Consider the following 23,513-nt stretch of genomic DNA (forward strand, 5'->3'; position numbering starts at 1 on the left):
TTTAGATTATTGTTTTAAACTTTTTTATTTTCAATTGATTGCAAGGAAGCAATTTTATGAGCACTTCACCCGCCTTAGTGAGCGAGGTTTACGCCCGCCACGGTCTTAATTATAACCTGCCTATTGATGACGCCATTCACAATGTCATCGACTTACTACAGCCCAAAATCACTCAACACAGTGAAAAAAATGCTTTTCGTATGGGTGATGTGACCCTTAGTTTTGCTCAAATTGATATTGCTAGTAGACGATTCGCCGCTTTTTTACAGGCGCAAGGCTTTAGCAAAGGCGATCGAGTAGCGGTGCAATTACCTAATATTTTTCAGTATCCAGTGGTCATCTTAGGTTGTCTGCGCGCTGGTATAGTGCTGGTTAATGTTAATCCGCTATATACCCAATACGAATTAGCGCATCAATTGCTCGATGCACAAGTTAAAGGACTTGTGGTGCTAAAAGGCATGGACAGTGCCTATCAAAATTTAGAGGAAGAGGTTAAGCAGTCTCTAGGCTGGGTGATACATTGCTCGTTAAGTGGTGATGGCGCGGCTAACAACGATATCTTGGCGCTAAAGCAACTTGGCTCATCACAGTCTGAGTGCCCGGCCCTTGATGCTGAAAATCTGCCAAATACTACACGGACTAACTCTATCAGATTTGTCGATGTCATTAATAATTATCATGAGTCTCATTTTGAGCCTCTGACAATTGGTCGTCAGGATTTGGCCTTATTGCAGTATACTGGAGGCACCACTGGGAAGCCTAAAGGTGCCAAGCTTTCCCACTTCAATTTAGTGGCAAACGTGCTGCAATGCTACGAATGCTTCGGTGACAATATCCAAAGTCGGGCAAAGCAACAGGTTAAGGTGTTAAACCCTTTGCCGCTCTATCATATTTTCTCCTTTACCGTCTGTGGGCTGCTAAGCTTATATGGTGGTTGGGAAGATATTTTGGTTACCAATCCCAGAGATATGGATGGCTTAGTCGATACTATTGAAAAGCATAAGCCCAATCTTATTCCTTCTGTAAATACCTTATTTTTAGGTTTATTGCATCACCCTAAATTTAGCAGCTTAGATTTTAGTGAGCTGTATTTATCTATCGGCGGTGGCACAGCCATTATTAAAGCTATTGCTGAGCGCTGGAAGGCGGTTACTGGTCAGACTATCAATGAGGGTTATGGTATGTCAGAAACAGCGCCAGTGATTAGCTTTAACCCACCCAGTATTACTGACTTTAATGGCACTGTTGGTTTACCGTTGTCTTTAACCGAAGTTAAAGTGATTGATGATGCTGGTAATGAATGCGAGGTTGGCAGCTCAGGTGAAGTGTGTATTAAGGGACCGCAAGTGATGAGCGGCTATTGGGAACGCGATAACCAAGATACTTTCACCGCGGATGGTTACTTTAAAAGCGGTGATATTGGATTTGTAGATGAACAGGGGTTTGTAACCTTAGTTGATAGAAAAAAAGACATGATTTTAGTCTCAGGTTTTAACGTCTATCCGAATGAAGTCGAGGCGGTATTAACTGAGCATCCTAAGGTGGTTGAAGTGGCGGTCGTGGGCGTTGCTGATGAACATAGTGGACAGGTGCCCAAAGCCTTTGTGGTCGCTAAGCAAGGCAAAGGAGAGTCTGCGCTGACAGTTGAAGAGTTACAGCAGTTTGCCCATGAGCGTATGACTGGCTATAAGCGGCCTAAGTATTATGAGTTTATTGATGAATTACCTAAATCTGCAGTTGGCAAAATTTTAAGAAAAGAGCTACGCTAATAAAAAAACCATCCTGCTTAGCGGGATGGTTTTTTTATTGATCAAAATTTAACTGGAGTAATTAACGGCGAACGTCTTTAGGCGCACCCCCTTTAGGCCAGTCTTTGTCTTTATTGGCTTTCACTGGGCGGTCTAAATGAGTGAAGTAAGCAGCAATGTCGACGGCTTCTTGATCGGATAGGGTATTGCCCTGACCAAATGGCATCTTACCTTTAATAAAGGCAGCTGCTTTATAAGTACGAGCCATGCCTGCACCATCGTTGAATGAATCAGGACCGGCTACTGCAGGGTAAATATAGCCTCCGTCCTCTTTAAATTGACCTTGGCCATTGTCACCGTGACATACAGAGCATTTTTCTGCAAAAAGCTGTTTACCATTCTCTGGGTTAGGCTCAAGATTGGTGTCTACTTCAACGAAACCACGCCCTTCAGGAGAAACGCCAGCTGGGATTCCCTGTGACAACCAGCCCATGTAAGCTAGGATAGCGTTCATGTCATCTGAAGTGGGGTCTAATGCTTTACCGTTCATGGAGCGCTCAAAACAGCCATTAATACGCTCTTGTAAGGAGTTCACACGCGCGCCGCGAGAACGATAAATTGGGAAAATTCCTGTTAGACCATTCCACGGCGCAGCATAAGCTTCTGAACCATTGGCCAAATGGCAACTGGTACAGTTTAAGCGGTTGCCCACATTATCTGGCAACTCTGTATAAGTGTTATTAACCAGATGTAAACCGCGGCGAATGGCTGCCCCCAGCTCATCATCTGGGATAGTCGATTCATCGGGCATCTTGATTGAGGCAGTGGAGGCTGCACCATCACCAACTGGCGCAAAGCTGCTATTGGCCTCAGGCATGCCGTCTTCAAGGGCCTGAGCCTGGGCTTCAAGAGATTTAACTCTGGCAAGAGCGGCCGCTTCTTCGGTACGATCTACAGCTTTAACTTGATTGTCGTTACTACAGCCTACGCTAAATAAGGCGGAAGCCACAATAAGCGAGGCGGCTAGGGGCAGTTTGGTTGATTTTAGTTTGGTCATGGCGAGTCCTTAATTCTTTATAATAAAAATGCGGTATACCTGCCTATATAAAAATAAAAAATGGATAAAAAAGGGGAGGTACGCTAATAAAACTTACAATTGACATCCAATATAAGTTATTAAACATCAGTTACTAAAAAAATATTATATGACATAGTATTATTATTTAAAAGAAGCAAAGTAATAATCCCGCCTTAACCCCTTTCAAAGCATTATTAATCTAAGCTTGCTTGCCACTTTTTAGCATAAGTGATTTAATGAGAGACCGGTCGTCTTCGCAGAAAAAGGTTGCTGAATTAAATTAGTAAGCAGTCAGCGAATTTGGGTCAAGAGTTTGTTAAAATACAGCTCTACTAATAAATTTTAAATTTGATTGGCTTTGTGCTAAATGTTGGTACAGAAAGTCATTCGTTGCCAATATTTTTAATATTTAATAATAAATCACATTTTTCTAAATCTGTATTAATCTAACCTAAGGTAAGACAGTCGCTTATGCCTAATAACTTTCTAGCGAATAATGAACTAATGGCCGCCATAGATATTGGCTCAAACAGCTTTCACTTGGCTATCGCTCGCTTGGATCATGGTGAGGTAAGGAAAATTGCCTCTATGTCTGAAAAGGTTCAATTAGCAGCCGGCCTAGATGAAAGAAAATACCTAAGTGAAGAGGCACAACAAAGGGGGCTTGATTGTTTGGCTCGCTTTATGGGCAGGCTAGATTCAGTTTCAGCAGATAGATTGCGGATTGTTGCCACCAACGCCTTGCGTCAAGCCAAAAACGCCGACGAGTTTATTAGACGAGCCAATGAAATCTTGCCTAAGCCCATTGAGATTATTGCAGGCCGAGAAGAAGCCCGTCTGATTTATTTGGGGGTATCACATACCAATGAGAGTATTGATAAAAGACTGGTCATTGATATCGGTGGGGGCTCAACCGAGTTTATCATTGGTCAAGAGTTTGATCCGTTATTGACCGAGAGCTTACAGATGGGTTGTGTGGCTTATACCCAATGGTTCTTTGAGTCAGGCGATATTACCGAGGCGGCTTTTAATGCCGCCATTGCCGATGCGCGCAAAGAAATCTTACGTATCAGTACTACCTACCAAAAGACGGGATGGACCAGTGTAGTAGGCTCAAGTGGTACCATTAAAGCGGTTCGCAATGTATTGGTATCAAAGGGTTGGGCAGATGATCAGGAACGCATTACCTATCAAGGTGTGAAAAAACTGCAACAACTGCTGCTTAAAGTAGGCCGTGTCGAAGACATTGATTTAGAAGGCGTTAAAGAGCACCGAAAGGCTGTTTTCCCAGCCGGTGTGTCTGTGTTGCTGGCCGCTATGAAGGTACTTGGTATTGAGACCATGACCTATTCTGATGGGGCGCTGCGTGAAGGGGTTATGTATGACATGCTAGGCCGCTTTGCCAGTGAAGATGTGCGCGACCGCAGTGTTCAAGCTTTAGTAGAACGTTATTCAGTGGATAAGCGTCAGGCAAGACGTGTGGTAAAAAGCTGTGAGCGTCTTTATGAACAAGTTCATGAGGCCTTAGAGCTAAGCAGTGAAGACAATGACTTGATGCGTCGTACCGCCTATCTGCACGAAATTGGTTTGGCCATTAGTCACAGTGGTTACCATCATCACAGTGCCTATTTATTAGAGTTCTCAGATATCCCAGGATTTTCCCAAGTAGATCAAGTCCGTATGGCGCAGTTGGCCCGTAACCATCGCCGCAAGCTGAAGTCAGAAACCTTAGAGCAAGTGCAAGAAATTGGTGGTAGAAAGCTGGTTTACCTGTGTTTGCTACTGCGTTTGGCTGTATTGGTTCATCGCAGTCGTAATGATCATGATAAGAGCGATCTTAAGCTAAATATTATCGATAAAGAACATTGGCAAGTAAGGGTTGAGTCTGAGCTTGACGAGTATGCCTTGCTTATACTGGATCTTAAAGATGACATTGCTCAATTCAAAAAGTGGGGCGTTGAGTTGACTGTGGTGCAAGAGAACTCTGAATTATAATTTAGGCTGAATGGTCTAATGTAACCGATAAACAAAACGATAATAATATTTTAAGGACTTATCATGAGTGCAGTTTGGGATAGTGTGGGCTTAGCAAGACACGCTAAACGCCCTTTATTTTTAGATTATGTCGGACAGCTATTCACTGAGTTTGATGAGCTTCATGGGGATAGAGCTTTTGCCGATGATCGTGCTGTGATTGGCGGTTTGGCTCGATTCAACGGCCAACCGGTGATGATTATTGGTCAGCACCGAGGACGTAGCACCCGTGAGCGTATCGCCCATAACTTTGGTATGGCCTACCCAGAAGGCTACCGTAAGGCCATTCGCTTAGTGAAGTTGGCTGAGCGTTTTAAGTTACCTGTACTGACTTTTATTGATACTCAAGGTGCCTATCCTGGGGTAGAGGCTGAAGAGCGTGGTCAAGCTCAAGCCATTGCAGAAAGCATCGCGACTTTTAGTAGCTTAAAGACGCCAATAATCGTGACTATTATTGGAGAAGGCGGCTCTGGTGGAGCATTGGCTATTGGTGTTGGCGATAAGGTCAATATGCTGCAGCACAGTATTTATTCGGTGATCTCTCCTGAAGGCTGTGCCTCTATCTTATGGAAGACGGCTGAAAAAGCCCCTGAGGCCTCCGAAGCTTTAAAGCTAAACTCAGATAACTTGTATCAACTCGGGCTAATAGATGCCATCGTTGATGAGGGGCAAGGCGCCCACCTAGATGCTAAGCCAGTTATGGAAGGTCTGCAGAAGCTGTTGGCTGAGCAGCTGGCGGAGCTAAAACAAATAGAAGTTGATGAGCTGGTTGAGCAGCGTTATCAGCGTCTAAAGCATTTTGATTCAACTTTGAGTCTTCAACCTTAATTCGTCATAAGGCATTTTTCTTAACTGACCTTTTTAACCTCATTAGCCTCTTAATAGGTTAAACGAAATAAAAAAAAGACAGACTTAGCTCTGTCTTTTTTTATTTTAATCTATTTAAAATGTTGCTAAAGGCAGTAAGCATAAGCGCTTAGCCTCATAATATTAAAAATAATTTAATATTATTTCGCTTTATTTTAAGTTTTTTTAAAATAAAGCTTGCTTAAGGTAAGAAAGGCTCCTATACTACATTCCTGCTTAAGAGAAACCCGCAGCAAATCATTACCTCGTAGTATTAGCATTAATCCTCCGTTTTAAGATTTCCCGTAGTTGCTCAAGCGTTACCCGACCGAAATGGTCATTATGTTTTAAAATTAGGAAGATGAATATGTCAGATACTATCAAAGGTACAGTAAAGTGGTTTAACGAAGCTAAAGGTTTTGGCTTTATTGCTCCAGAAACTGGTCCAGACGTTTTTGCTCATTACAGCGAAATCGCAAGCTCAGGTTTCAAAACCTTAGCTGAAGGCCAAGAAGTTGAGTTCACAGTAACTCAAGGTGCTAAAGGCCCACAAGCCCACGGTATCACAGCTATCTAATTAGCTACGATGATTTAAAGTGGTGATAATTTAAAAACATTGCTTTAAATGAATCAAAAAAACGAGCCCTTGGCTCGTTTTTTTTCGTCTGTACTTTTTGCTAACTGCTAATTTTTTATGTTTCATGAAGGAAGTCAACTTGGGCTAATGGCAACTATCTTCCTAAGTTATCAACTAAATACTGGCATTTATATATAATTTAATATACTATATATTTATATATTAATTAGCTTGTAACTCAAGCATACTGAAGGAAGGAGTCTACTATGCAAAAAAATGTTGGCAATACAGACAGAATGATCAGAATCATTGCAGGAATTATTATTCTGGCCCTTGGTGCGTACTATGGGAGTTGGTGGGGATTGGTCGGTCTTGTACCCTTATTGACCGGCATAACTCAGTCTTGCGTGCTGTATAAATTGCTAGGTATTAATACTTGTAAGCTTAAATAATCTATTTTTTTCCAGTATTCCGTTAATTTAAGAGTAGGAGAGAGTAGTGAGTAAATCTTTTAATGATATCACCAAGCATGTAAGCAAAAACTTAGCAGTCCTAGGTAAAAGCATACCAGAGACGACCAAAGCTTTTTCTGGTCTTGCCCAAAGTGCTTCGGCGGCTGGCGTCTTGGATCAAAAACAAAAAGAGCTTATTGCTTTAGCGATAGCAGTATCTCAACGCTGTGATGCTTGTATTGGTTTTCATACCAAAGCACTGATTAAGCTTGGGGCAACTCGTGAAGAGATTGCTGAAACACTGGGTGTCTGTGTTTATATGGGCGGTGGTCCAAGCCTTATGTATGCTGCAGAAGCCATGTCTGCTTTTGAAGCATTTAGTGAGTAACTAATTAAATAAAAGCGTACTAAATCAAAGCATATTTTAAGCTTAGCACTTACCTGCCATTAGTTAAATTAAGACAGCAGTTCATACCTGCCAAGCTTGCATTTTTAAAATGAAAGCCTTAGTCGCTGTAGCCTTAGAGGTTGCCGTGATTAAGGCTTTTTTATGCGATTTAATAATTGCCCCCAAGAAACACTTATTCCGCCCCCTAATCCCTAAAAGGAATATGGAGTTGTGTTGGTTAATCCCTAAATATAATGTAATATCATATTATATGTAACTAGAAAGTAACTAATAGCCTAGTTATATTTCAATAAAGTTTCTATAAGTAATGGGGTAAAAGTCGTTTTGGTCGCTTTCTTCCTGTTACTACCAATCAATTACCTACACGACCTAAGCTTATAAATAGGGTTGTTATAAGAACAAAAGTTTTGGGAGTCATGAATATGACAAAAAGAAAATGGCCAATGATTATAGTGCTTGGGGCATTATTGGTTTTAATATTGGCATTTTTGTTCAGTATGATGCTGACCAAAATGCGGAGTGTGGATGAGTCTGTTACCACCTCAATCCAAGTAGATATTAACGACCCTGCACTTATTAAGAGAGGAGAGTACGTGGCCCGCACTGCAGACTGTGTGGCGTGTCATAGTACTTTAGATGGGGAAGCCTATGCGGGTGGCCTGCCCATGTTGACCCCACTAGGTGCTATTTATTCAACCAACATTACTCCAGATAAAGAAACAGGTATCGGTAATTATACTCTGGCTCAATTTATTAACTCAGTGAAGCATGGGGTTCGTGCCGATAACTCAGCGCTTTATCCTGCGATGCCTTATCCTTCTTATCAAATTATGCCAGATGAAGACATCGCCGCTATGTATGCTTACTTTATGTCAGCGGTAAAACCTGTGAAACAGGCCAACCTAAAAAGTGAGCTGCCTCCGGTATTTAACTGGCGCTGGCCTTTGGCTTACTGGCAAGCCATGTTTGCTCCAGAGCGCAAGTTTGTGGCAGAGAGCGACGACAAGGTTTTAGCCAGAGGTCAGTACTTGGTTGAAGGTCCAGGTCACTGTGGCTCTTGTCACACTGAACGCGGTATTGGCTATCAAGAAGTGGCCTTATCTAATAAAGACTCTGAGAAATACTTAAGTGGTGCCGTTATTGATGGGTGGCGTGCTAAGAGCTTACGTGGTGAGCATCGCGGCTTAGGCACTTGGAGTACAGAAGAGTTGGTAGACTTCTTTAAGACCGGTCGTACCGATAAAGTGGCGGCTTTTGGGGCCATGGCAGAAGTGGTTGAGCACAGTACTCAATATATGACCGATGAAGATTTACATGCGATGTCCGCTTATCTGAAAACGTTAAGCCCTGCTCCTGGTAAAGAGGTCACTTTACCGGCCAAAGAGGACACCACAACCCAAAAACTACTCGATGGTAATTATGATAGCCGTGGTGCTATGTTATATGCGGAATACTGCCAGGTTTGTCATCGTGCCGATGGTAAAGGGGTACCTCGTATCTTCCCAGCATTAGATGCCAACAGTGCGGTCATTGCTCGTGATGCCGACTCAGTGCTTCAAATCACTATGAATGGCGGACGTATGCCGAAAACTCCGCATGATCGTATGGCCTTCACTATGCCTGAGTTTAAGCACTTGAGTGATTCAGATATTGCAGAAATTGTGAACTATGTTCGCAACAGCTGGACCAACCAAGCGCCAGAAATTAATACCACAGACGTGGTGAAAATGCGTGCTTTCTTAAATGCCAAACCAGTCACAGCCACAGATTTACCAATGGATCTTACTGTGCCTGCACAGCCAAAAGGAGCGGGTAATGAGTGATTTAAATATGATGAATACCGCTAAAATGAAAAAGTCAGTATTTGCTGTAACTATGTTGGGGGCTATGGCAGTGGCTATCAGTAGCTGCTCTGACCCTAAACCTGCAGATCGAGCAGCGCCAGAATTTGTGGTGACCACTGCGGACGATGCTAATGAGGACATCGGTAAATATGTGCTTCCTCAGGATACTGAGATTTTAAAAGAGCCCAATGCCGAAGAAATTATCTACGGTAAGCGTCTACTTAACGAAACCAAACGCTTGCTTCCTGAGCATGTGGGCGCAGAGATGAACTGTAACAGCTGTCACATCTCGCAAGGAAAAGTGCCTTTAGGCGACCCGTACATCAATAGCTTTAACTTCTACCCTCGAGTGATGCCGCGAGCGGGTAAAGAAGTGGATTTAGAAATGCGTATCAACGGCTGCTTCCAACGTTCTATGAATGGTAAGCCTTTAGATCGTGAAGGCCCCGAAATGAAGGCTATGATTGCTTACATGGAATGGTTAAGCCAAAAAATACCTCAAAGCCAGCGCGTAGATATCCAAAACGCAGGGGAGGTAGATACTTCCTTAGTAGCGGATACAGAACGTGGTGAGAAAATTTACTATGCTCAGTGTGCCAGCTGTCACGGTGACAATGGTGAGGGCATGAAGGACAGTCGTGGAGATATCGTCTTCCCACCACTTTGGGGCGATGAGTCCTTTAATATTGGTGCAGGGATGGCGCGTACCTATAAAGCGGCAGCTTTTGTTAAATACAATATGCCAATGAGCGTACAGACTAAGGGTTTATGGGGTCATGGTGGTATCTTGAGTGATCAAGATGCGGTGGATGTGGCTGAGTTCTTCGCTCACAAACCTCGCCCTGACTTCCCAGGTAAGGTCAAAGACTGGCCCAATGGCAATAAACCTAAGGATGCCCGTTATTAGGTAGCCCTGTCATTATTAATTATTCAGCAATCACTATTTATCTAATAGATATTGATGGAATAATTATGTGAAATGAAAGTATCTAAATCATAAGTTAAAAAAACCCTCAAATTTTATTTGGGGGTTTTTTTATTAAATTTAGCACGGGTTAAGCCATGTATATAAATTGCTAAAGTATATGACATAGGCCTTCGATTTAACCTATACTAAATATTAAATAATGAAAAAAAATAATCTAAACCGATGCTTTATTTATACGGCAGTTAGCGATTTAGTTGATAATTATAAAATGAGGTCTACAATGCGCAAGATACCGGTTTACAACCACCCCGCTGCGGGTTGGTCTGCTCTAATAGACTCTTCTCGTGTCCTTATGGATTACAAGGCTTTTTTACGCGGTAGTAGAAGTGTATTGGGCAGTAACCAACCTGAATGGGGCTTTGATTGTCCAGGCTGCGCGTGGCCAGATCATAAAACCCATAAAATGATTGATGTCTGTGAATCGGGTATTAAAGTCTTAGCCAGTGAGACGATGAGTGCCTGTGCAGATAAAGCATTTTTTGCTAAGCATTCTGTCACAGAATTACAAGACTGGTCGGGGTATGAGCTAGAACAAGCCGGCCGTTTAGCGCAGCCGATGCAGTATGATGCCTCTCAAGATAAATATGTTCCGATTGCTTGGGAGACAGCTTTTAAGCGTATCGCCGATAAGTTACGAGGTTTAAATTCTCCGGACGAGGCATTGTTCTATACTTCAGGCCGCGTCACCAATGAGCCGGCTTTTATGTATCAGTTATTTGTGCGCTTATTTGGGACCAATAATTTACCAGACTGCTCAAACATGTGTCACGAGCCGACCTCGGTCATGTTGACCAAGCAGCTTGGCGTAGGTAAAGCCTCAGTGATATTGGAAGATTTTGAGCAAGCCAAATTGATACTGATGTTTGGACAAAACCCAGCCACCAATCACCCTCGTATGTTAGAGATGTTGGCGCATGCGCATCAGCAAGGTTGCCGCATCATTTCAATAAATCCCATGCGCGAGCAGGGACTGCGTAAGTTTAGAAATCCGCAGAAAGTCTCTCATATGGTGGCCGGTTCTAGTGATGATATGGTGGATGAGGTCATTCAAATCCAAATAGGCGGTGACGCCGCTTTATTGACGGGTTTGGCCAAATGGCTTATTGAAAATGATAAATTAAATCAAGATTTTATTACAGAGCATACCTCAGGTTTTGAGCAATTTAGCCGCTGGGTATCTGAGCAAAGTTGGACAGCTATCGAAGAGGGCTCCGGCATTAACCAAGCTGAGATTATCAATTTAGCGCGTCTGGTTGCGGACAGTCCGGCCACCATTTGTACTTGGGGTATGGGTATTACCCAGCATGTGCAAGGTGATGATAACGTTGCTATGATTACTAACTTGCTCCTGTTGATGGGTATGATAGGAGTAGAAGGAGCAGGTGTTTCGCCGGTACGTGGGCACTCTAATGTACAGGGTGACCGTACTATGGGCATTCACGAACGTCCTGCTCAATCATTGCTCGACAGCTTACAAAGGTTTTTTAAACACCCTATGCCGCAACAACCTGGCTATGATGTGGTTAAAGGGGCTAAAGCCATGCAGCAGGGGAAAATAAAAGCTTTTATGGCAATGGGAGGTAACTACTCAGTGGCGGCTCCTGACAGTCAGGCCATTCAGCAGGCGCTTACTAACAATGAACTTAACGTCTTTGTGGCGACCAAACTCAATGAAACCATGCTTTACCCTGGTGACAATAATATTATTCTGCCTTGCCTAAGTCGTACTGAGCGCTTAGTCACTAGTAAAGGCAATCAATTTGCGACGATAGAGGACTCTATTTGTCAGGTTGTTAAAACCCAAGGGGGACTGAAGCCGATTAGCGATTCTCTTAAATCTGAAGCACAAATTATAGCGGGAATTGCTACCGAATTATTTGATGAAGATAGTCGCTTAGATTGGCAGGCAATGAGTGAGAATTATGATCTAGTACGCGACTATATCGCACAGACTATCGACGGTTTTGAAAATTTTAATGTGCGTATTCGTGAAAATAAGCGCGGTTTTCATTTATACCATCCTGCCCGTCATCGTCAGTGGCATACCGAAAGTGGCAAAGCACAATTTGAAGTGCCGCAGTATCCCATCACTTATGTGGCGCAAGAGATGCAGTCTAAGTCGAATGCTATAGAAGCCGTTCATGAACAGCAAGCCGAGCACAAAGCGTCAGGATCTAATCAAGCGATTTGGCAATTTACCAGCGTGCGTAGCCATGATCAGTTTAATACCACTATTTTTGGTCATGAAGATCGCTATCGTCAGACCAAACGCCGAGATGTATTGTTTATGCATCCCAATGAAATGAGCCGAATGGGGTGGCAGGAAAACGATAAGATTGTTGTTATGCGTAAAGACAGCCAAGGTAAAACCCGTAAGTTAGGCCCATTGGTACTTACTAAAATGGATATTGCCTCAAACGCAGTGGCAGGCTACTATCCAGAGTGTAATAACTTAATGGATTTGGATAGCCATGCGCCTACCTCACATATTCCTTCTTATAAGTCAGTGACAGTTGAACTACAACGGATTGAGTAAGTTTCTTAAGTTTTTAGGGATAGCAAACCAAACTTCACAACGTAAATGGGTATTTCAATATGAGATTAAGGTGGCTACGGCTTTATTTAGAGCAGTGCCACCTTTATTCATTTAAGGATACAACTATTGCGAGTGGTTTAAATTTAGGTACAGTGGCACTATGACAGCTAGCAATAAAAACAATGCGGTTACTATCGATGAAAACAAAGGCTTGGCCCGCCAGCACCCCACTGAACGAGTCTCTTATATAGCTGAGCCTAGAACCCAATATGCAAAGCAGTTGCAGGTCCAGCATGCTACTGAGAGCTTGGCGGTAGAAGCAGCGATAGCTTTGGTTATCAATGGTATCCATTATGCGGTACTGATGGCCAGTCCCAGTGACCTTGAGTATTTGGCACTAGGCTTCCTTTATAGTGAAGGCTTAATACAACATAGCGGTGAATTGTTAGATTGGAAAATCACCCACCTTACTCCTGAGTCGAATTTAACTGTCTTCATTGATCAAAGATTTGATAAATCGTCGACCTTGCAAATGTTGGAGCATCAGCTACAAGACTACGAGGCCTATATTGTAGAATTGACCTTAAGTCAGCGCCGGCATCAGCAGATTCAATTTCAGCGGCGTCAACTTTCTGGGCGTACGGGCTGCGGTATGTGCGGTATGACAGGGCTGAGCCAAGCGTTGCCTGATTTGAGCGCTTATCACCGTGAGGGTGCAACTTGTTCTAAGCCTTCCTTAGATACCCTGCTAGAGATACGTGAGCAGATTTTTAATGCACAACAAACCCACCAGTTAACAGGGGCGGTCCATGCGGCGGCCACCCTCTATAAAGGACAGCTTAAACTGTTTGAAGATGTGGGTCGCCACAATGCGCTGGATAAACTAATCGGCTGGCAGCTGCGCCATAAGCTACAGTTGGATTTGGTTGTGATGACCTCGAGACTCTCAATTGAATTGGTCCAAAAAGCGATCCGTTGTCGATTGCCATGGTTAGTAGGAATCTCTGCTCCAACCAGTACAGCTGTCAAGGTAGGACAGCGATATGGTTTGGGGCTGGCAGGATTTTTAAGAGAAAATAGAGTCACTTTTTATACAGACTAGGTATTTTTTATACTCACTAGCTGCTTTTTATACTGATGAGCTGTTGGCTATATTTGATAGGGACTGGTGTGTTCCTATTGATAAAGCTTATCTAACTTGTTTTTTTTATGATGTGATTTAATTTTGATATGACCACAAATAATGCATTGGCCCAGGTGCTTCTGAACAGTTTTGAGCAGCATAAACGACAGCTACGAGGTAGAAGAATATGGCTGGCCTGTAGTGGCGGCCGGGATTCGTTAAGTTTGGCTCATCTTTGTCAGCAGCTATTTAACGCAGGTAAGCTGCCCTTTTTACCACAGCTACTACATATCAATCATGGTATGCAACAAGCCAATGCGGCTTGGGCTGATCAAGTATCGACCTGGGCACAGCAAAATCAAATGCCTTGCCAGGTGCTAAAAATAAATCTGGTCAAAAAGACTGAGCAAGAAGCGCGTCAAGCCAGATATGAAGCAATGATCGGCGTGATGAATCATCAAGATGTATTGATATTAGGCCACCATCAAGACGATCAAGTTGAGACCTTATTAATGCGGCTGTTTAATGGGGCAGGGGTTAATGGGCTTAGCGGTATGAAAGAGTGGTCTATTAAAAGCAGTCAAAACCAACAAGACGCTCAAAAAAACATAGTTTTATGGCGGCCTCTGCTAACCATTAGCCGGCAACAAATTACTCAATACGCAGATCATGAAGGGTTAACTTATATCGATGACCCGACCAATGTGGCCTTACAGAAGAGTAACTTAAATCCAGATCAGCTCAATGATCGAGCTTGGTTACGTAGTGTCTTGTTGCCACACATTACGCAGCGTTATCCTAAGGCAAAACAGGCCATTGCTCGCACCGGACAATTGATGCAAGAGGCGAGTGTTATTCTCGATGAACAGTGTTGCCTAGACTTGTCTCAGTCCATAATTACCGACAGAGCGTTTTGTTCTGTGCTAGATATTAACCAACTGACAAGGTTATCCACCGCTCGGCAATCTTCCCTCATTCACAGCTGGCTTGCTCCCACTGACACAGAACTACCTCCTTCTCGGCGACTGGTAGAAGAGGTATTGAGCTTAGTCCATCGTGAAGACAACGACCACCAAACCTGCTTATATTGGGACAGTGGAGCGTATCAATATCAAATACGACGCTACCAACATAAACTGTATCGACTGTGGGAGAGTTGGGAGCAGTGGCTACAGTTACCACCTATGACCCATGATATTCATCTTGATGTTGAAGAGAAACTAGCGCCTTTTCTGTTGTTAAAGCCATCAAGTACAGGATTTGAGTGGCGTCTACGAGGATTAACTGGACTTATCGCTGAGCTACAGCAGCAGTTGACTGGGCTCATTGACACTAAAGCTGAGAAGGATAGGGTAGATATTAAGTCTATTGCACGGTCGAGAGAGACAAAACTTATATTCCAGCCTTTACCTCGTATTCAAAAAATAGCTTTACTCGGCAGGGTAGGACGTAAGTCGGGCAAAAAACTATTACAAACGCTAGATGTGCCCAGCTTTATGCGGCAGTCTGTGGCGTTGTGTTCGTTACAATTATCCCCCCTGTGCTCTCAACAACAGAGTATTCCCTTGCTGCTAATTACTCCGGAACAAACGATGGTGTTGCAAAGCCCGTTTTCACAGTCCATTGCGCAATTGGTGGAAGACAAAGCGTTAGTTGCTGAGCTACATAATTTGTAGTTTTCTAAGCTACTGGTAAAGTGAGCCCATTGAATCAGTGACAGTCAGTTGAGTAATATAATCAATAAAATGATGTGTTACACTAGCCATATTATGAATGGTACTAGATGGTTGGTACTAGAATTTGTATAAAATATAATCATGATTAAATGAATAAAAGCTTTGGCACTTATTATGCCAAGCTAAGCTTTGAATAATGGGAAAAACAATGGCAGAACTTAAAGGGAAAAAAATCAGTTTTATTGGTGGTGGTAACATGGCCCAAGCCTTAATTAGTGGTTTGATTGGCCGAGGTATTAACCCTTCAAATATTACCGTCGCCGATCCTTCTGAGGCTATTCGCGATCAGTTAAAGCAGCGAAAAATTAATGCCGTAGATCCTACAGCCAATACAGAGACTGACAACTCACAAGTTGCAGTGAAAGGCGCGGATGTGGTTGTTTTGGCAGTTAAACCTCAAGTGATGCGTCAAGTGGTGTCTGATTTTGCTGAAGTATTGGACAGGCAATTGGTCGTTTCAGTGGCTGCCGGACTGTCTACTGAAAGCTTGAGTAAAATGCTTGGCGGCTATAAAAACATCGTTCGTGCCATGCCAAATACCCCAGCGATGATCCAAAAGGGAGCCACTGGGCTTTATGCCGCTGATTACATCACTGAGGCGGACAAAACGTTGGCAGCGTCATTGATGTCAGCTTCTGGCTTGGTGAGCTGGGTAGAGAAAGAAGAGCAGTTGCATGCGGTAACGGCGGTATCAGGCTCGGCGCCTGCATATTTCTTTTATATGCTAGAGGCAATGATCGATGCTGCCGTTGAACAAGGCTTAGACAGTAAGCAAGCAGCTGCGTTAGCGATGCAAACGGCATTGGGTGCGGCTCAGATGGCCATAACCAGTGAGGAAGCCCCTGCAGAATTGCGCCGTAAGGTAACCTCTCCTAATGGAACTACCCAAGCTGCTATTGAGTCGCTGCAACAGGATAACTTTGCTCAAGTCATGAAAAAAGCGATGCAAGCTTGCTATACACGTAGTGAAGAGATTAGCAACGAGTTGGCGGACTAGGCTAACCGATATATAAGCTATTAACCACACAATAACCACTATTAAATAGGCTGTTGGCACTGTACGTAGTCGATGGCCCGCTTTTTAAATTTAAACTAGTAAGAGTACGTTGAATGACAAGTCTTTCGTATGCCCTATTCAACATGGTGGTAAATTTCGCCATGCTACTGATTTTTATCCGCTTTATGCTTCAGTTTGCAGGGCTTGAGCGCAATCATCCTTATGTTCAACCCGCTTATAAAGCGACCCAGATAGTGGACGTGTTTGGCCGTATTTTTCCAACAGTTGGGAGCGGGCGAGTAAACTTAGCGGCAGTGATGCTGTTGTTTTTATTAAAGCTAATAGACATCTCAGGTAATGCGGCCATTGCTGGACATGGCTATACTCCGATTAGACTGTTCTTCGAGGGAAGTCTATCGTTGATCTTAAGCTTCTTGAGTGTGGCACGCTATTTAATTATTGGCTCTATTATTATTAGTTGGGTGGTATTACTGACCCAAAAAATGCACCCTATCTTTGAATTGATTGTACAAATGGCTGAGCCTATTTTGGCACCTTTTCGCCGTATTACGCCCAATTTAGGGATGTTAGATTTATCGCCTATGGTGGCTATCTTCGGCTTACTGCTTATCGAGATATTTGTTGAGATTATTGCCAGAAATCTATTGCCTATGATTGGCTAATGGCCATGAGTACTAAAAAACAGGCGGGCGAGCATCGTAGTTTTCGCACCATAATAAAAGGCTTAAAAGCCATTTAATTGGGTTAATTTGCAGAAAAGTAAAAAACGCACTTGCAAAGCTGTTTTAGTTTGCTATAATACTCGCCCACAACATGAGGTAACTGGCTAAATCAGCTGAGCACCAAAAGTTGTGTTTTTAGAAGTTTCGGTGAAGTGGGTGAGTGGCTGAAACCGCACCCCTGCTAAGGGTGTATACGTTAACGCGTATCGAGGGTTCGAATCCCTCCTTCACCGCCATTTATTTTGAAAGTTTTTGAAACCTTAAAATTTTTAAAAAATTTCAAAAAAATGTTGACTCCTAAAAAAAAATGGCTATAATAGCCATCCTGTTAACAACACTAGTTAACAAAGATAAGTTAGATAAATATGCGCCTGTAGCTCAGTTGGATAGAGCACTTGGCTACGAACTAAGGGGTCGGGAGTTCGAATCTCTCCAGGCGCACCATCTAACCAATCACTAAATTAATCGCCCATTGTTTGGCGATTTTTTTATGCCTGCTATATTTGTAATAATTTTCTTATTCCCATCTGCTACTTAGCATCATTATAAGTACCTTTATATCCTCTCTGTCATCTGACCCAAAATAAGCTACAATAGCTTTTATTTTTCTATTAACAAGTCTGTCCTTACTGAGTTGTCATTTCATCATGTCTAAACAACGTACTCCCAAGCTTTCTCGTCGTCCTCAAACTGCCGCAGCTAATAGTACTGAGCAATTAAGACCCACAGGTATAGAAGGCGTTAGCATCTCTGGTGAGCCAGAAATCGCCAAAGCATCGACTCGAGTTATTGCTATCGTCTATGATGGTATGTTGATTTTGGCCTTATTATTTTTGGTAGGGACAGTATTAACCGTTATTGGCACCATGATGACCATGGAAACTGGCGTAACTTCAGATCAGGCACAGACCTTGCCACGTTGGTACCAAAACTTGGTGCTAACCCCAGCTTTCATTTTGACCTTAATTGGCTTTTATGGGCTATTTTGGCGCCGTGCAGGGCAGACTCTAGGTATGCAAACTTGGCGTTTGAAGACGGTAGATGATAACGGTCAGCTGCTAACTTGGGGTAAGACCATCAAGCGTATTTTAGCCGCTTGCCTGGTACCGCTGATTTGTGGGGCGATTGGCTATGCTTTTCATGGCTCGCGCTCGGCGATGCTGCTCAGTGCTTTTTTTGGCTTGATGTTCAATTATGTTTTTTGTTTGTTTAACCGCGGAGGGTTGGCGGTACATGACATGCTTTCGGGAACGGTGACTTTGAAAATGCCAAAAATTCACCACGAGGGTTTAATTAAGTCATTGAGAAGCAAGAAAAATAAAGACAAATAAGAATGGCTTGCATTATTCACATGCTCATACAAATCTTTGTCTAACTAAGACAGTAATCCGTATAGGGTAGGGTTATAATTAAGCAATGAATTAAATAAATTAAAATGTATTTGTTAATTGCGTTTTTAATTTGAATTTTTTGACTAATTATGGAGCCTATTATGAGTAAAGACAGCGGTGTGAATTTTGATCAAGACATTTTTGCAGCCCTAATCACCAAGCATGATTTGCAGCGCGAATTATGTGATCAGCTTGAAAAAGAAAAAGATAATGACAAGCGTAAAACTATTTACGAAGAGCTGAAGCTAGAATTACAGGCACATGCTGCTGCAGAAGAGCGTCATTTATACATCCCTGTGATGCAACATGACGAAGGCTTAGATTTATCACGTCATGCTATTACTGAGCACCATGAGATGGACGAAATGATGGAAACGCTTGATGATGGTCGTATAAGCCAAGACACTTGGGACACTACTTGTGCAGATCTAATTCATAAAGTCCGTCATCACTTACAAGAAGAAGAGAATGAATTCTTCAAAGAAGCCCGTAAGATTTTAGATGATGACTTACAGCAAAGATTAGGTGCTTTATATCAAGTTGAGCATGACGAGTTTGAAAAGACTCACGCTGATGACTAAATGGTTGTGATTATTGCCACACAAACCCGCTAAATAATTTTGGTGGGTTTTTTTTATTAATAAAATATAAGCAAGTTGTAACGACCGGTCTATTTGCCTTTAAATTTCTAGATATTACTCCATAATAAACAGAGTAGACGAGAGCAGTCAGGTAGGAGAGTAATGACAGATTAGATTACTAATCCTCTGCTGCAATAATGATAACTTCAATGAATAACTTCGTCGTAACGCTATAAGCCGTAACAACAAAATAGGCTAAAACCTGCAAATAACTAAGACAATAATATAAGGAATACTATGGCATACGCTAACTTATTTAACCCCATTGAAATGGGCAACCAAAGCTTTAAAAACAGAGTGTTTATGGCGCCACTCACTCGATTACGCTCAATAGAGCCTGGTGATATGCCTAATATTCTAGCCGCAGAGTACTACTCTCAGCGAGCAGGGGCAGGGTTGGTTATCACGGAAGCCACTCAAGTTTCTCTACAAGCCAAGGGTTATGCCGGTGCTCCGGGGCTACATGATGAGGAGCAAGTCACTGCTTGGAAGGTCATTACTGATGCGGTACATGCCAAGGGTGGCAAAATTGTGGTGCAGTTATGGCACACAGGCTTAGTGTCCCATGAAAGCGTGCAGCCCGAAGGCAAAGCTCCAATATCAGCGTCTGACGTTAATGTGGGGGTTCGTACTACTTTACGCGATGATAATGGAAAGCCAATACGTGTTGAGGGCACCACGCCTCGTGCAGCAAGTTTAGAAGAGATTGAACAGGTTATCGCGGACTTTGCCCAAGCTACTAAATATGCCAAACAAGCTGGGTTTGATGGGGTAGAAATCCATGGCGCTCATGGCTATCTATTACATCAATTCTGGGCAGAGCATACCAATAAGCGCGAGGATAACTATGGCGGTAGTCGCGAAAACCGAGCTCGCTTGATGTTACAAGTTATCGATGCGTGTGTTGAGGCGTGGGACAAAGACCATATTGGTATCCGCATCTCCCCTCTAGGCACCTTTAACAGTGTGGATGTGGGTTACAATGAAGACGAAGCCATATGGCTAGTTGAGCAAATTAATAAGCGCAATTTGATGTACCTGCACCTGTCAGAGCCAGATTGGGTCGGCGGTACGCCTTATTCGACAGAATTTCGTCAAAAGTTGCGTCAGGCATTTGATAACAGCATCATTGTTGCCGGCGGCTATACCCCTGAAAAAGCACAGGCCTTGATGGAGGCAGGTTATATTGATGCGGTGGCTTTTGGCCGCGATTATATTGCCAACCCAGATTTGGCAGAGCGTATCGAGAAGGGGGTTGCATTGAATGAACAACACCCTGAAACCTTTTATGGGGGCGGGGTTAAAGGCTATACCGACTATCCTTTTATGGACAAGTAATAAAAGCAAATTAGGTGTGAAAACAAAAAAGACCTATCTTTCATAGATAGGTCTTTTTACTTTCAAAGTGTTTAATACAAGAAGTCTAAAACAAAGATTCTAAAAATAGTTTTAGCGCGATTCTCTTTGTTGATCAAAATAGCGCATCAAGCCATTTAGCAACAAGCTGTCTTTAATATGAATCGGGTGATTCAGATGTTGCGCCAGTAAGGGAGCATCCCCACCGGTCAAGGTAAATTCATAATTGGGATTGCGCCGCGCTATCTCATTAATGGCCCCTACAATAGATAATAAAATACCTCTATGTACCGCATCAGAGGTGTTTACCCCTTCACTAATACTGGTGAAAGTGCCTTCGCTGATACTGATTTGCTTGGTCCCTGAAAATAAGGCCTCACGCTGCAAATAAATGCTTGGAAAAATATAGCCGCCCAAATGGTGAGCATGATCCACCAAGTCTATAGTTAGTGCCGTGCCACAGCCAACAATACATTGACGTTTTTTTCTATCGACCGCCCCCAATATCTGTAACCACCGATCCACCCCCAATTGCCCAGCATCGTAATCACTGGTGAGTAGAGGGTGATGCGCATCTACGTGAACAAATTCAAAAGGAATAGCTAAAGAGGCTAGGGATTCAGCAACTTGGGCATTCACCTCCTCACCGAGCACTGAAGAAACTCCGATAAACTCTGGGGCTAAAGCACTAAACCTATCCGTTAAACCAATTAGCAGCTCTGCAGGGGCTTGCAAATGCTGCTTGGCATCTGAGGTGATGATCTGACCGATATCATCTGCCAGCCAATATTTAAGTCTTGTATTCCCTAGATCAAGCCATAAGTTAGACATAAAGGCCCCGTCTTTTTGTGTTTTAAATGGATAATGTGGGTTAAAAAATAAGGGTTGTGGCAGTTGGTTTATAGCGGCTCTTATTTTATTCGCGGCGTAATAATAGCAGTTTAAAATAAATATTTGTTAATCGATATTCAAAGTTGACGTATTTTCTCAACTATCCGCTGTGTCATGCCTATAATATGACTAGCCTTTTGTTTTGTCTTCCTATAACAACATAGCGGTTTTCTGGCTCTCTATTTTAATGTAAACTAAACCAGTCTATCAGATAAATTAACAGGTCTCTTGTTGGCATTGGTACTGATGGCTATTGGTAACTGGTGGCTAATAGCAATGACAGACTGGCCTAGCAAAACAAATAAAATGGACCTTGCCATAAGGAATGATATGCCCCCAGCGACTCCCCTTCGTTTATTTAAGCTTAGCGTACTCACGCTAGTAGCTAGCCTGTGTCTAACTTCGCTGTCAGCGAATGCTTTAGACTTGCCGACGATGCAAGCTTTGGCTGAAAATGGTAGCTCAGTTGAACAGTTTAACTTGGGCTGGAGTTACGAGACAGGCAGTGAAGGGCTAGTGCAAGACGATAAAAAAGCAATTGAGTGGTATCAAAAAGCGGCCGAGCAGGGCGATGCAAGCGCTCAATTTAATATGGCGGTGATGTACCATGAAGGCAGAGGCGCCACTCAAGATTTTAAAAAAGCAAGGAACTGGTATCAGAAGTCTGCTGCTCAGGGTGATAAAGATGCTCAGTATAATCTAGGCATTCTTTATGAATATGGGCTTGGGGTTGCCACTGATTATCTTCAGGCTTTTAAATGGTATTTGCAGGCAGCAGAGCAGGGTGATCCGCATGCACAATACAAAGTCGGTCTGTTTTATGATCTGGGTATAGGGATTAGTCAAAGCTTTTCAAAAGCGGCTGAATGGTATTTGGCTTCAGCTCATCAAGGTTATAAGGAAGCCCAGTATGGGTTGGCTGTGCTATATGATGAAGGGCAAGGGGTCTCACAAGATTTTGATAAGGCCCGTAAATGGTACCTTAAAGCAGCTGGTCAGAGAGTTGATGGCGCTTATGTCAATCTTGGGGTCCTGTACTATCATGGCAATGGGGTTGAGCTGGATTACTCTAAGGCAGTAATGTGGTTTTTAATGGCCGCTCAAGAGGGAAACCCTGTGGGTCAGTTAAACTTGGCCATGATGTATGAAAGTGGACTAGGGGTAGAACAAGACTATGAAATGGCTGCTTCTTGGTACAGACGGGCTGCTATGCAAGAAGAAGCCGAAGCCCAGTATAACTTAGGCATCCTTTATGATGGCGGCTATGGCGTAGAGCTAGACGCTACTGAGGCGGCTAAGTGGTATCAAAAAGCGGCTGAACAAGGTATGGCAGATGCTCAGTATAACTTGGCAATTAGTTATCAAGATGGGGAAGGAGTGCCTCAAGACTTCAAACAAGCTTTAAAGTGGTATGTCAAAGCTGCCGAGCAAGGCTATGGTAAAGCAAGCTTCAATCTTGGAACCATGTATTACAATGGCGATGGGGTAAAACAAAGCTACACTGAGGCTAAGAAATGGTTTCAACACTCTTGTCAAGATGACTACTTCGAGGGATGCGATATTTATCTGGATTTAGAAGAATCGGGATATTAGATTCAGGCAGACTTAGGCATAAAAAAAGACGCTATGAGCGTCTTTTTTTATGGGTAGTAGTTTTTACTAACCGCTATTAGCGGTTATTTATTGCTGATAGAAAAGATAAAGTCTAGCGCTCACTTAAATCACGAGCCACTAACTTTTTAAGCTCTTCAGGAGAAGACCACAGGCCTTCTAAGTCATAGAATTCACGAGCTTGGCGCGTCATGATATGAACGATAACACCGCCCAAATCTACTAAAGTCCAGTCGCTGTCTTTTTCCCCTTCGCGGCCTAAAGGCATGAAGCCTGCTTTTTTGGAAATAGCGCCCACTTCATCCGCCAAAGCATTCACATGACGCTTTGAGGTACCTTCAGCGATAACCATATAATCCATGACGTCTGTCAATTCAGAGACGTGAAGTACGGTAATGTTTTTTGCTTTTAAATCGTTTAGGGCGTCTTGAACCATTTCAAGACATTGCTGTAGTCTTTCATCGCTCATGGGTGTTTTTTGATTTGCGTCTATTGTCATAGCTATCCTATAG

Annotated in this window: 20 protein-coding genes and 2 tRNA genes; 19 read left to right on the forward strand and 3 right to left on the reverse strand. The window is 43.0% G+C overall.

The features are described from left to right. The first annotated feature begins 56 nt into the window (after nt 1-56). Nucleotides 57-1,769, forward strand: coding sequence for an AMP-binding protein (locus B3S92_RS09165; RefSeq protein ID WP_296205204.1), 1,713 nt, complete (start codon nt 57-59; stop codon nt 1,767-1,769). A gap of 61 nt (nt 1,770-1,830) precedes the next feature. Here the strand turns inward: B3S92_RS09165 and B3S92_RS09170 are convergent, their stop codons facing one another. After that, a complete protein-coding gene (locus B3S92_RS09170; protein ID WP_077450698.1) occupies nt 1,831-2,805 on the reverse strand; it encodes a c-type cytochrome in 975 nt (324 codons plus the stop codon). Between the two features lie 492 nt (nt 2,806-3,297). Between B3S92_RS09170 and ppx the strand changes: the two genes are divergently transcribed. The 17 genes from ppx to B3S92_RS09255 all read left to right on the forward strand — a co-directional run bounded on the left by ppx (nt 3,298) and on the right by B3S92_RS09255 (nt 20,481). Beyond that, a complete protein-coding gene (gene ppx / locus B3S92_RS09175; RefSeq protein ID WP_296205208.1) occupies nt 3,298-4,821 on the forward strand; it encodes an exopolyphosphatase in 1,524 nt (507 codons plus the stop codon). A 63-nt stretch (nt 4,822-4,884) separates the two neighbouring features. Next, nucleotides 4,885-5,688, forward strand: coding sequence for an acetyl-CoA carboxylase carboxyltransferase subunit alpha (locus B3S92_RS09180; RefSeq protein ID WP_296205210.1), 804 nt, complete (start codon nt 4,885-4,887; stop codon nt 5,686-5,688). 385 nt (nt 5,689-6,073) lie between these two features. Further along, entirely contained in the window at nt 6,074-6,283 is a 210-nt protein-coding gene (locus B3S92_RS09185) for a cold-shock protein (protein WP_011959622.1), read from the forward strand. A gap of 266 nt (nt 6,284-6,549) precedes the next feature. Beyond that, complete coding sequence (locus B3S92_RS09190; protein ID WP_296205212.1) at nt 6,550-6,735, forward strand: YgaP family membrane protein; 186 nt, start codon at nt 6,550-6,552, stop codon at nt 6,733-6,735. A gap of 46 nt (nt 6,736-6,781) precedes the next feature. Further along, complete coding sequence (locus tag B3S92_RS09195; protein ID WP_296205215.1) at nt 6,782-7,123, forward strand: carboxymuconolactone decarboxylase family protein; 342 nt, start codon at nt 6,782-6,784, stop codon at nt 7,121-7,123. 443 nt (nt 7,124-7,566) lie between these two features. Further along, the gene (locus B3S92_RS09200) at nt 7,567-8,967 is read left to right on the forward strand and encodes a cytochrome c (RefSeq protein ID WP_296205216.1); all 1,401 of its coding nucleotides are present in this window, start codon (nt 7,567-7,569) and stop codon (nt 8,965-8,967) included. Then, a complete protein-coding gene (locus B3S92_RS09205; RefSeq protein WP_296205219.1) occupies nt 8,960-9,895 on the forward strand; it encodes a c-type cytochrome in 936 nt (311 codons plus the stop codon). Before B3S92_RS09200 ends, B3S92_RS09205 begins: the two co-directional genes overlap by 8 nt. Before the next feature lie 301 nt (nt 9,896-10,196). Beyond that, nucleotides 10,197-12,512 carry an FdhF/YdeP family oxidoreductase gene (locus B3S92_RS09210; protein WP_296205221.1) on the forward strand — a complete coding sequence of 772 codons (2,316 nt, stop codon included), beginning with the start codon at nt 10,197-10,199 and terminating at the stop codon, nt 12,510-12,512. Nucleotides 12,513-12,672: 160 nt separating this feature from the next. After that, nucleotides 12,673-13,614 carry a formate dehydrogenase accessory sulfurtransferase FdhD gene (gene fdhD, locus B3S92_RS09215; RefSeq protein WP_296205224.1) on the forward strand — a complete coding sequence of 314 codons (942 nt, stop codon included), beginning with the start codon at nt 12,673-12,675 and terminating at the stop codon, nt 13,612-13,614. Between the two features lie 128 nt (nt 13,615-13,742). Next, nucleotides 13,743-15,311 carry a tRNA lysidine(34) synthetase TilS gene (gene tilS, locus B3S92_RS09220; RefSeq protein ID WP_296205227.1) on the forward strand — a complete coding sequence of 523 codons (1,569 nt, stop codon included), beginning with the start codon at nt 13,743-13,745 and terminating at the stop codon, nt 15,309-15,311. A 208-nt stretch (nt 15,312-15,519) separates the two neighbouring features. Next, nucleotides 15,520-16,368: a pyrroline-5-carboxylate reductase gene (gene proC, locus B3S92_RS09225; protein ID WP_296205230.1), complete on the forward strand. Its 849-nt coding sequence runs from the start codon at nt 15,520-15,522 to the stop codon at nt 16,366-16,368. 113 nt (nt 16,369-16,481) lie between these two features. Then, nucleotides 16,482-17,051, forward strand: a complete 570-nt coding sequence (locus B3S92_RS09230) for a YggT family protein (RefSeq protein WP_296205235.1) — start codon at nt 16,482-16,484, stop codon at nt 17,049-17,051. Between the two features lie 206 nt (nt 17,052-17,257). After that, nucleotides 17,258-17,347, forward strand: a tRNA-Ser gene (locus B3S92_RS09235). A gap of 131 nt (nt 17,348-17,478) precedes the next feature. Further along, nucleotides 17,479-17,555, forward strand: a tRNA-Arg gene (locus B3S92_RS09240). Nucleotides 17,556-17,758: 203 nt separating this feature from the next. After that, nucleotides 17,759-18,442 carry an RDD family protein gene (locus tag B3S92_RS09245; RefSeq protein ID WP_296205239.1) on the forward strand — a complete coding sequence of 228 codons (684 nt, stop codon included), beginning with the start codon at nt 17,759-17,761 and terminating at the stop codon, nt 18,440-18,442. Between the two features lie 161 nt (nt 18,443-18,603). Further along, nucleotides 18,604-19,083 carry a hemerythrin domain-containing protein gene (locus B3S92_RS09250; RefSeq protein ID WP_296205242.1) on the forward strand — a complete coding sequence of 160 codons (480 nt, stop codon included), beginning with the start codon at nt 18,604-18,606 and terminating at the stop codon, nt 19,081-19,083. A 297-nt stretch (nt 19,084-19,380) separates the two neighbouring features. Then, the gene (locus B3S92_RS09255) at nt 19,381-20,481 is read left to right on the forward strand and encodes an alkene reductase (RefSeq protein WP_296205245.1); all 1,101 of its coding nucleotides are present in this window, start codon (nt 19,381-19,383) and stop codon (nt 20,479-20,481) included. A gap of 111 nt (nt 20,482-20,592) precedes the next feature. Here the strand turns inward: B3S92_RS09255 and B3S92_RS09260 are convergent, their stop codons facing one another. Beyond that, complete coding sequence (locus tag B3S92_RS09260) at nt 20,593-21,330, reverse strand: pantothenate kinase (RefSeq protein ID WP_296205247.1); 738 nt, start codon at nt 21,328-21,330, stop codon at nt 20,593-20,595. A gap of 390 nt (nt 21,331-21,720) precedes the next feature. On the opposite strand from B3S92_RS09260, the gene B3S92_RS09265 reads away from it, so the two are divergent. Then, on the forward strand, nt 21,721-22,983 hold the full coding sequence (locus B3S92_RS09265) for an SEL1-like repeat protein (protein WP_296205249.1): 1,263 nt from the start codon (nt 21,721-21,723) through the stop codon (nt 22,981-22,983). 112 nt (nt 22,984-23,095) lie between these two features. On the opposite strand, the gene rsfS is transcribed toward B3S92_RS09265, so the two are convergent. After that, a complete protein-coding gene (rsfS, locus tag B3S92_RS09270; protein WP_296205252.1) occupies nt 23,096-23,500 on the reverse strand; it encodes a ribosome silencing factor in 405 nt (134 codons plus the stop codon). Nucleotides 23,501-23,513 lie beyond the last annotated feature (13 nt).

Origin of the sequence: Psychrobacter sp. UBA3962 (assembly GCF_002385225.1) — a bacterium.
Classification (GTDB): domain Bacteria; phylum Pseudomonadota; class Gammaproteobacteria; order Pseudomonadales; family Moraxellaceae; genus Psychrobacter.

What these genes read in the sequence shown, in the direction of transcription:
- B3S92_RS09165 (WP_296205204.1), top strand. Translation starts at nt 57, where the DNA reads ATGAGCACTTCACCCGCCTTAGTGAGCGAGGTTTACGCCCGCCACGGT.
- B3S92_RS09170 (WP_077450698.1), bottom strand. Translation starts at nt 2,805, where the DNA reads ATGACCAAACTAAAATCAACCAAACTGCCCCTAGCCGCCTCGCTTATT.
- ppx (WP_296205208.1), top strand. Translation starts at nt 3,298, where the DNA reads ATGCCTAATAACTTTCTAGCGAATAATGAACTAATGGCCGCCATAGAT.
- B3S92_RS09180 (WP_296205210.1), top strand. Translation starts at nt 4,885, where the DNA reads ATGAGTGCAGTTTGGGATAGTGTGGGCTTAGCAAGACACGCTAAACGC.
- B3S92_RS09185 (WP_011959622.1), top strand. Translation starts at nt 6,074, where the DNA reads ATGTCAGATACTATCAAAGGTACAGTAAAGTGGTTTAACGAAGCTAAA.
- B3S92_RS09190 (WP_296205212.1), top strand. Translation starts at nt 6,550, where the DNA reads ATGCAAAAAAATGTTGGCAATACAGACAGAATGATCAGAATCATTGCA.
- B3S92_RS09200 (WP_296205216.1), top strand. Translation starts at nt 7,567, where the DNA reads ATGACAAAAAGAAAATGGCCAATGATTATAGTGCTTGGGGCATTATTG.
- B3S92_RS09205 (WP_296205219.1), top strand. Translation starts at nt 8,960, where the DNA reads ATGAGTGATTTAAATATGATGAATACCGCTAAAATGAAAAAGTCAGTA.
- B3S92_RS09210 (WP_296205221.1), top strand. Translation starts at nt 10,197, where the DNA reads ATGCGCAAGATACCGGTTTACAACCACCCCGCTGCGGGTTGGTCTGCT.
- fdhD (WP_296205224.1), top strand. Translation starts at nt 12,673, where the DNA reads ATGACAGCTAGCAATAAAAACAATGCGGTTACTATCGATGAAAACAAA.
- tilS (WP_296205227.1), top strand. Translation starts at nt 13,743, where the DNA reads ATGACCACAAATAATGCATTGGCCCAGGTGCTTCTGAACAGTTTTGAG.
- proC (WP_296205230.1), top strand. Translation starts at nt 15,520, where the DNA reads ATGGCAGAACTTAAAGGGAAAAAAATCAGTTTTATTGGTGGTGGTAAC.
- B3S92_RS09230 (WP_296205235.1), top strand. Translation starts at nt 16,482, where the DNA reads ATGACAAGTCTTTCGTATGCCCTATTCAACATGGTGGTAAATTTCGCC.
- B3S92_RS09245 (WP_296205239.1), top strand. Translation starts at nt 17,759, where the DNA reads ATGTCTAAACAACGTACTCCCAAGCTTTCTCGTCGTCCTCAAACTGCC.
- B3S92_RS09250 (WP_296205242.1), top strand. Translation starts at nt 18,604, where the DNA reads ATGAGTAAAGACAGCGGTGTGAATTTTGATCAAGACATTTTTGCAGCC.
- B3S92_RS09255 (WP_296205245.1), top strand. Translation starts at nt 19,381, where the DNA reads ATGGCATACGCTAACTTATTTAACCCCATTGAAATGGGCAACCAAAGC.
- B3S92_RS09260 (WP_296205247.1), bottom strand. Translation starts at nt 21,330, where the DNA reads ATGTCTAACTTATGGCTTGATCTAGGGAATACAAGACTTAAATATTGG.
- B3S92_RS09265 (WP_296205249.1), top strand. Translation starts at nt 21,721, where the DNA reads ATGCCCCCAGCGACTCCCCTTCGTTTATTTAAGCTTAGCGTACTCACG.
- rsfS (WP_296205252.1), bottom strand. Translation starts at nt 23,500, where the DNA reads ATGACAATAGACGCAAATCAAAAAACACCCATGAGCGATGAAAGACTA.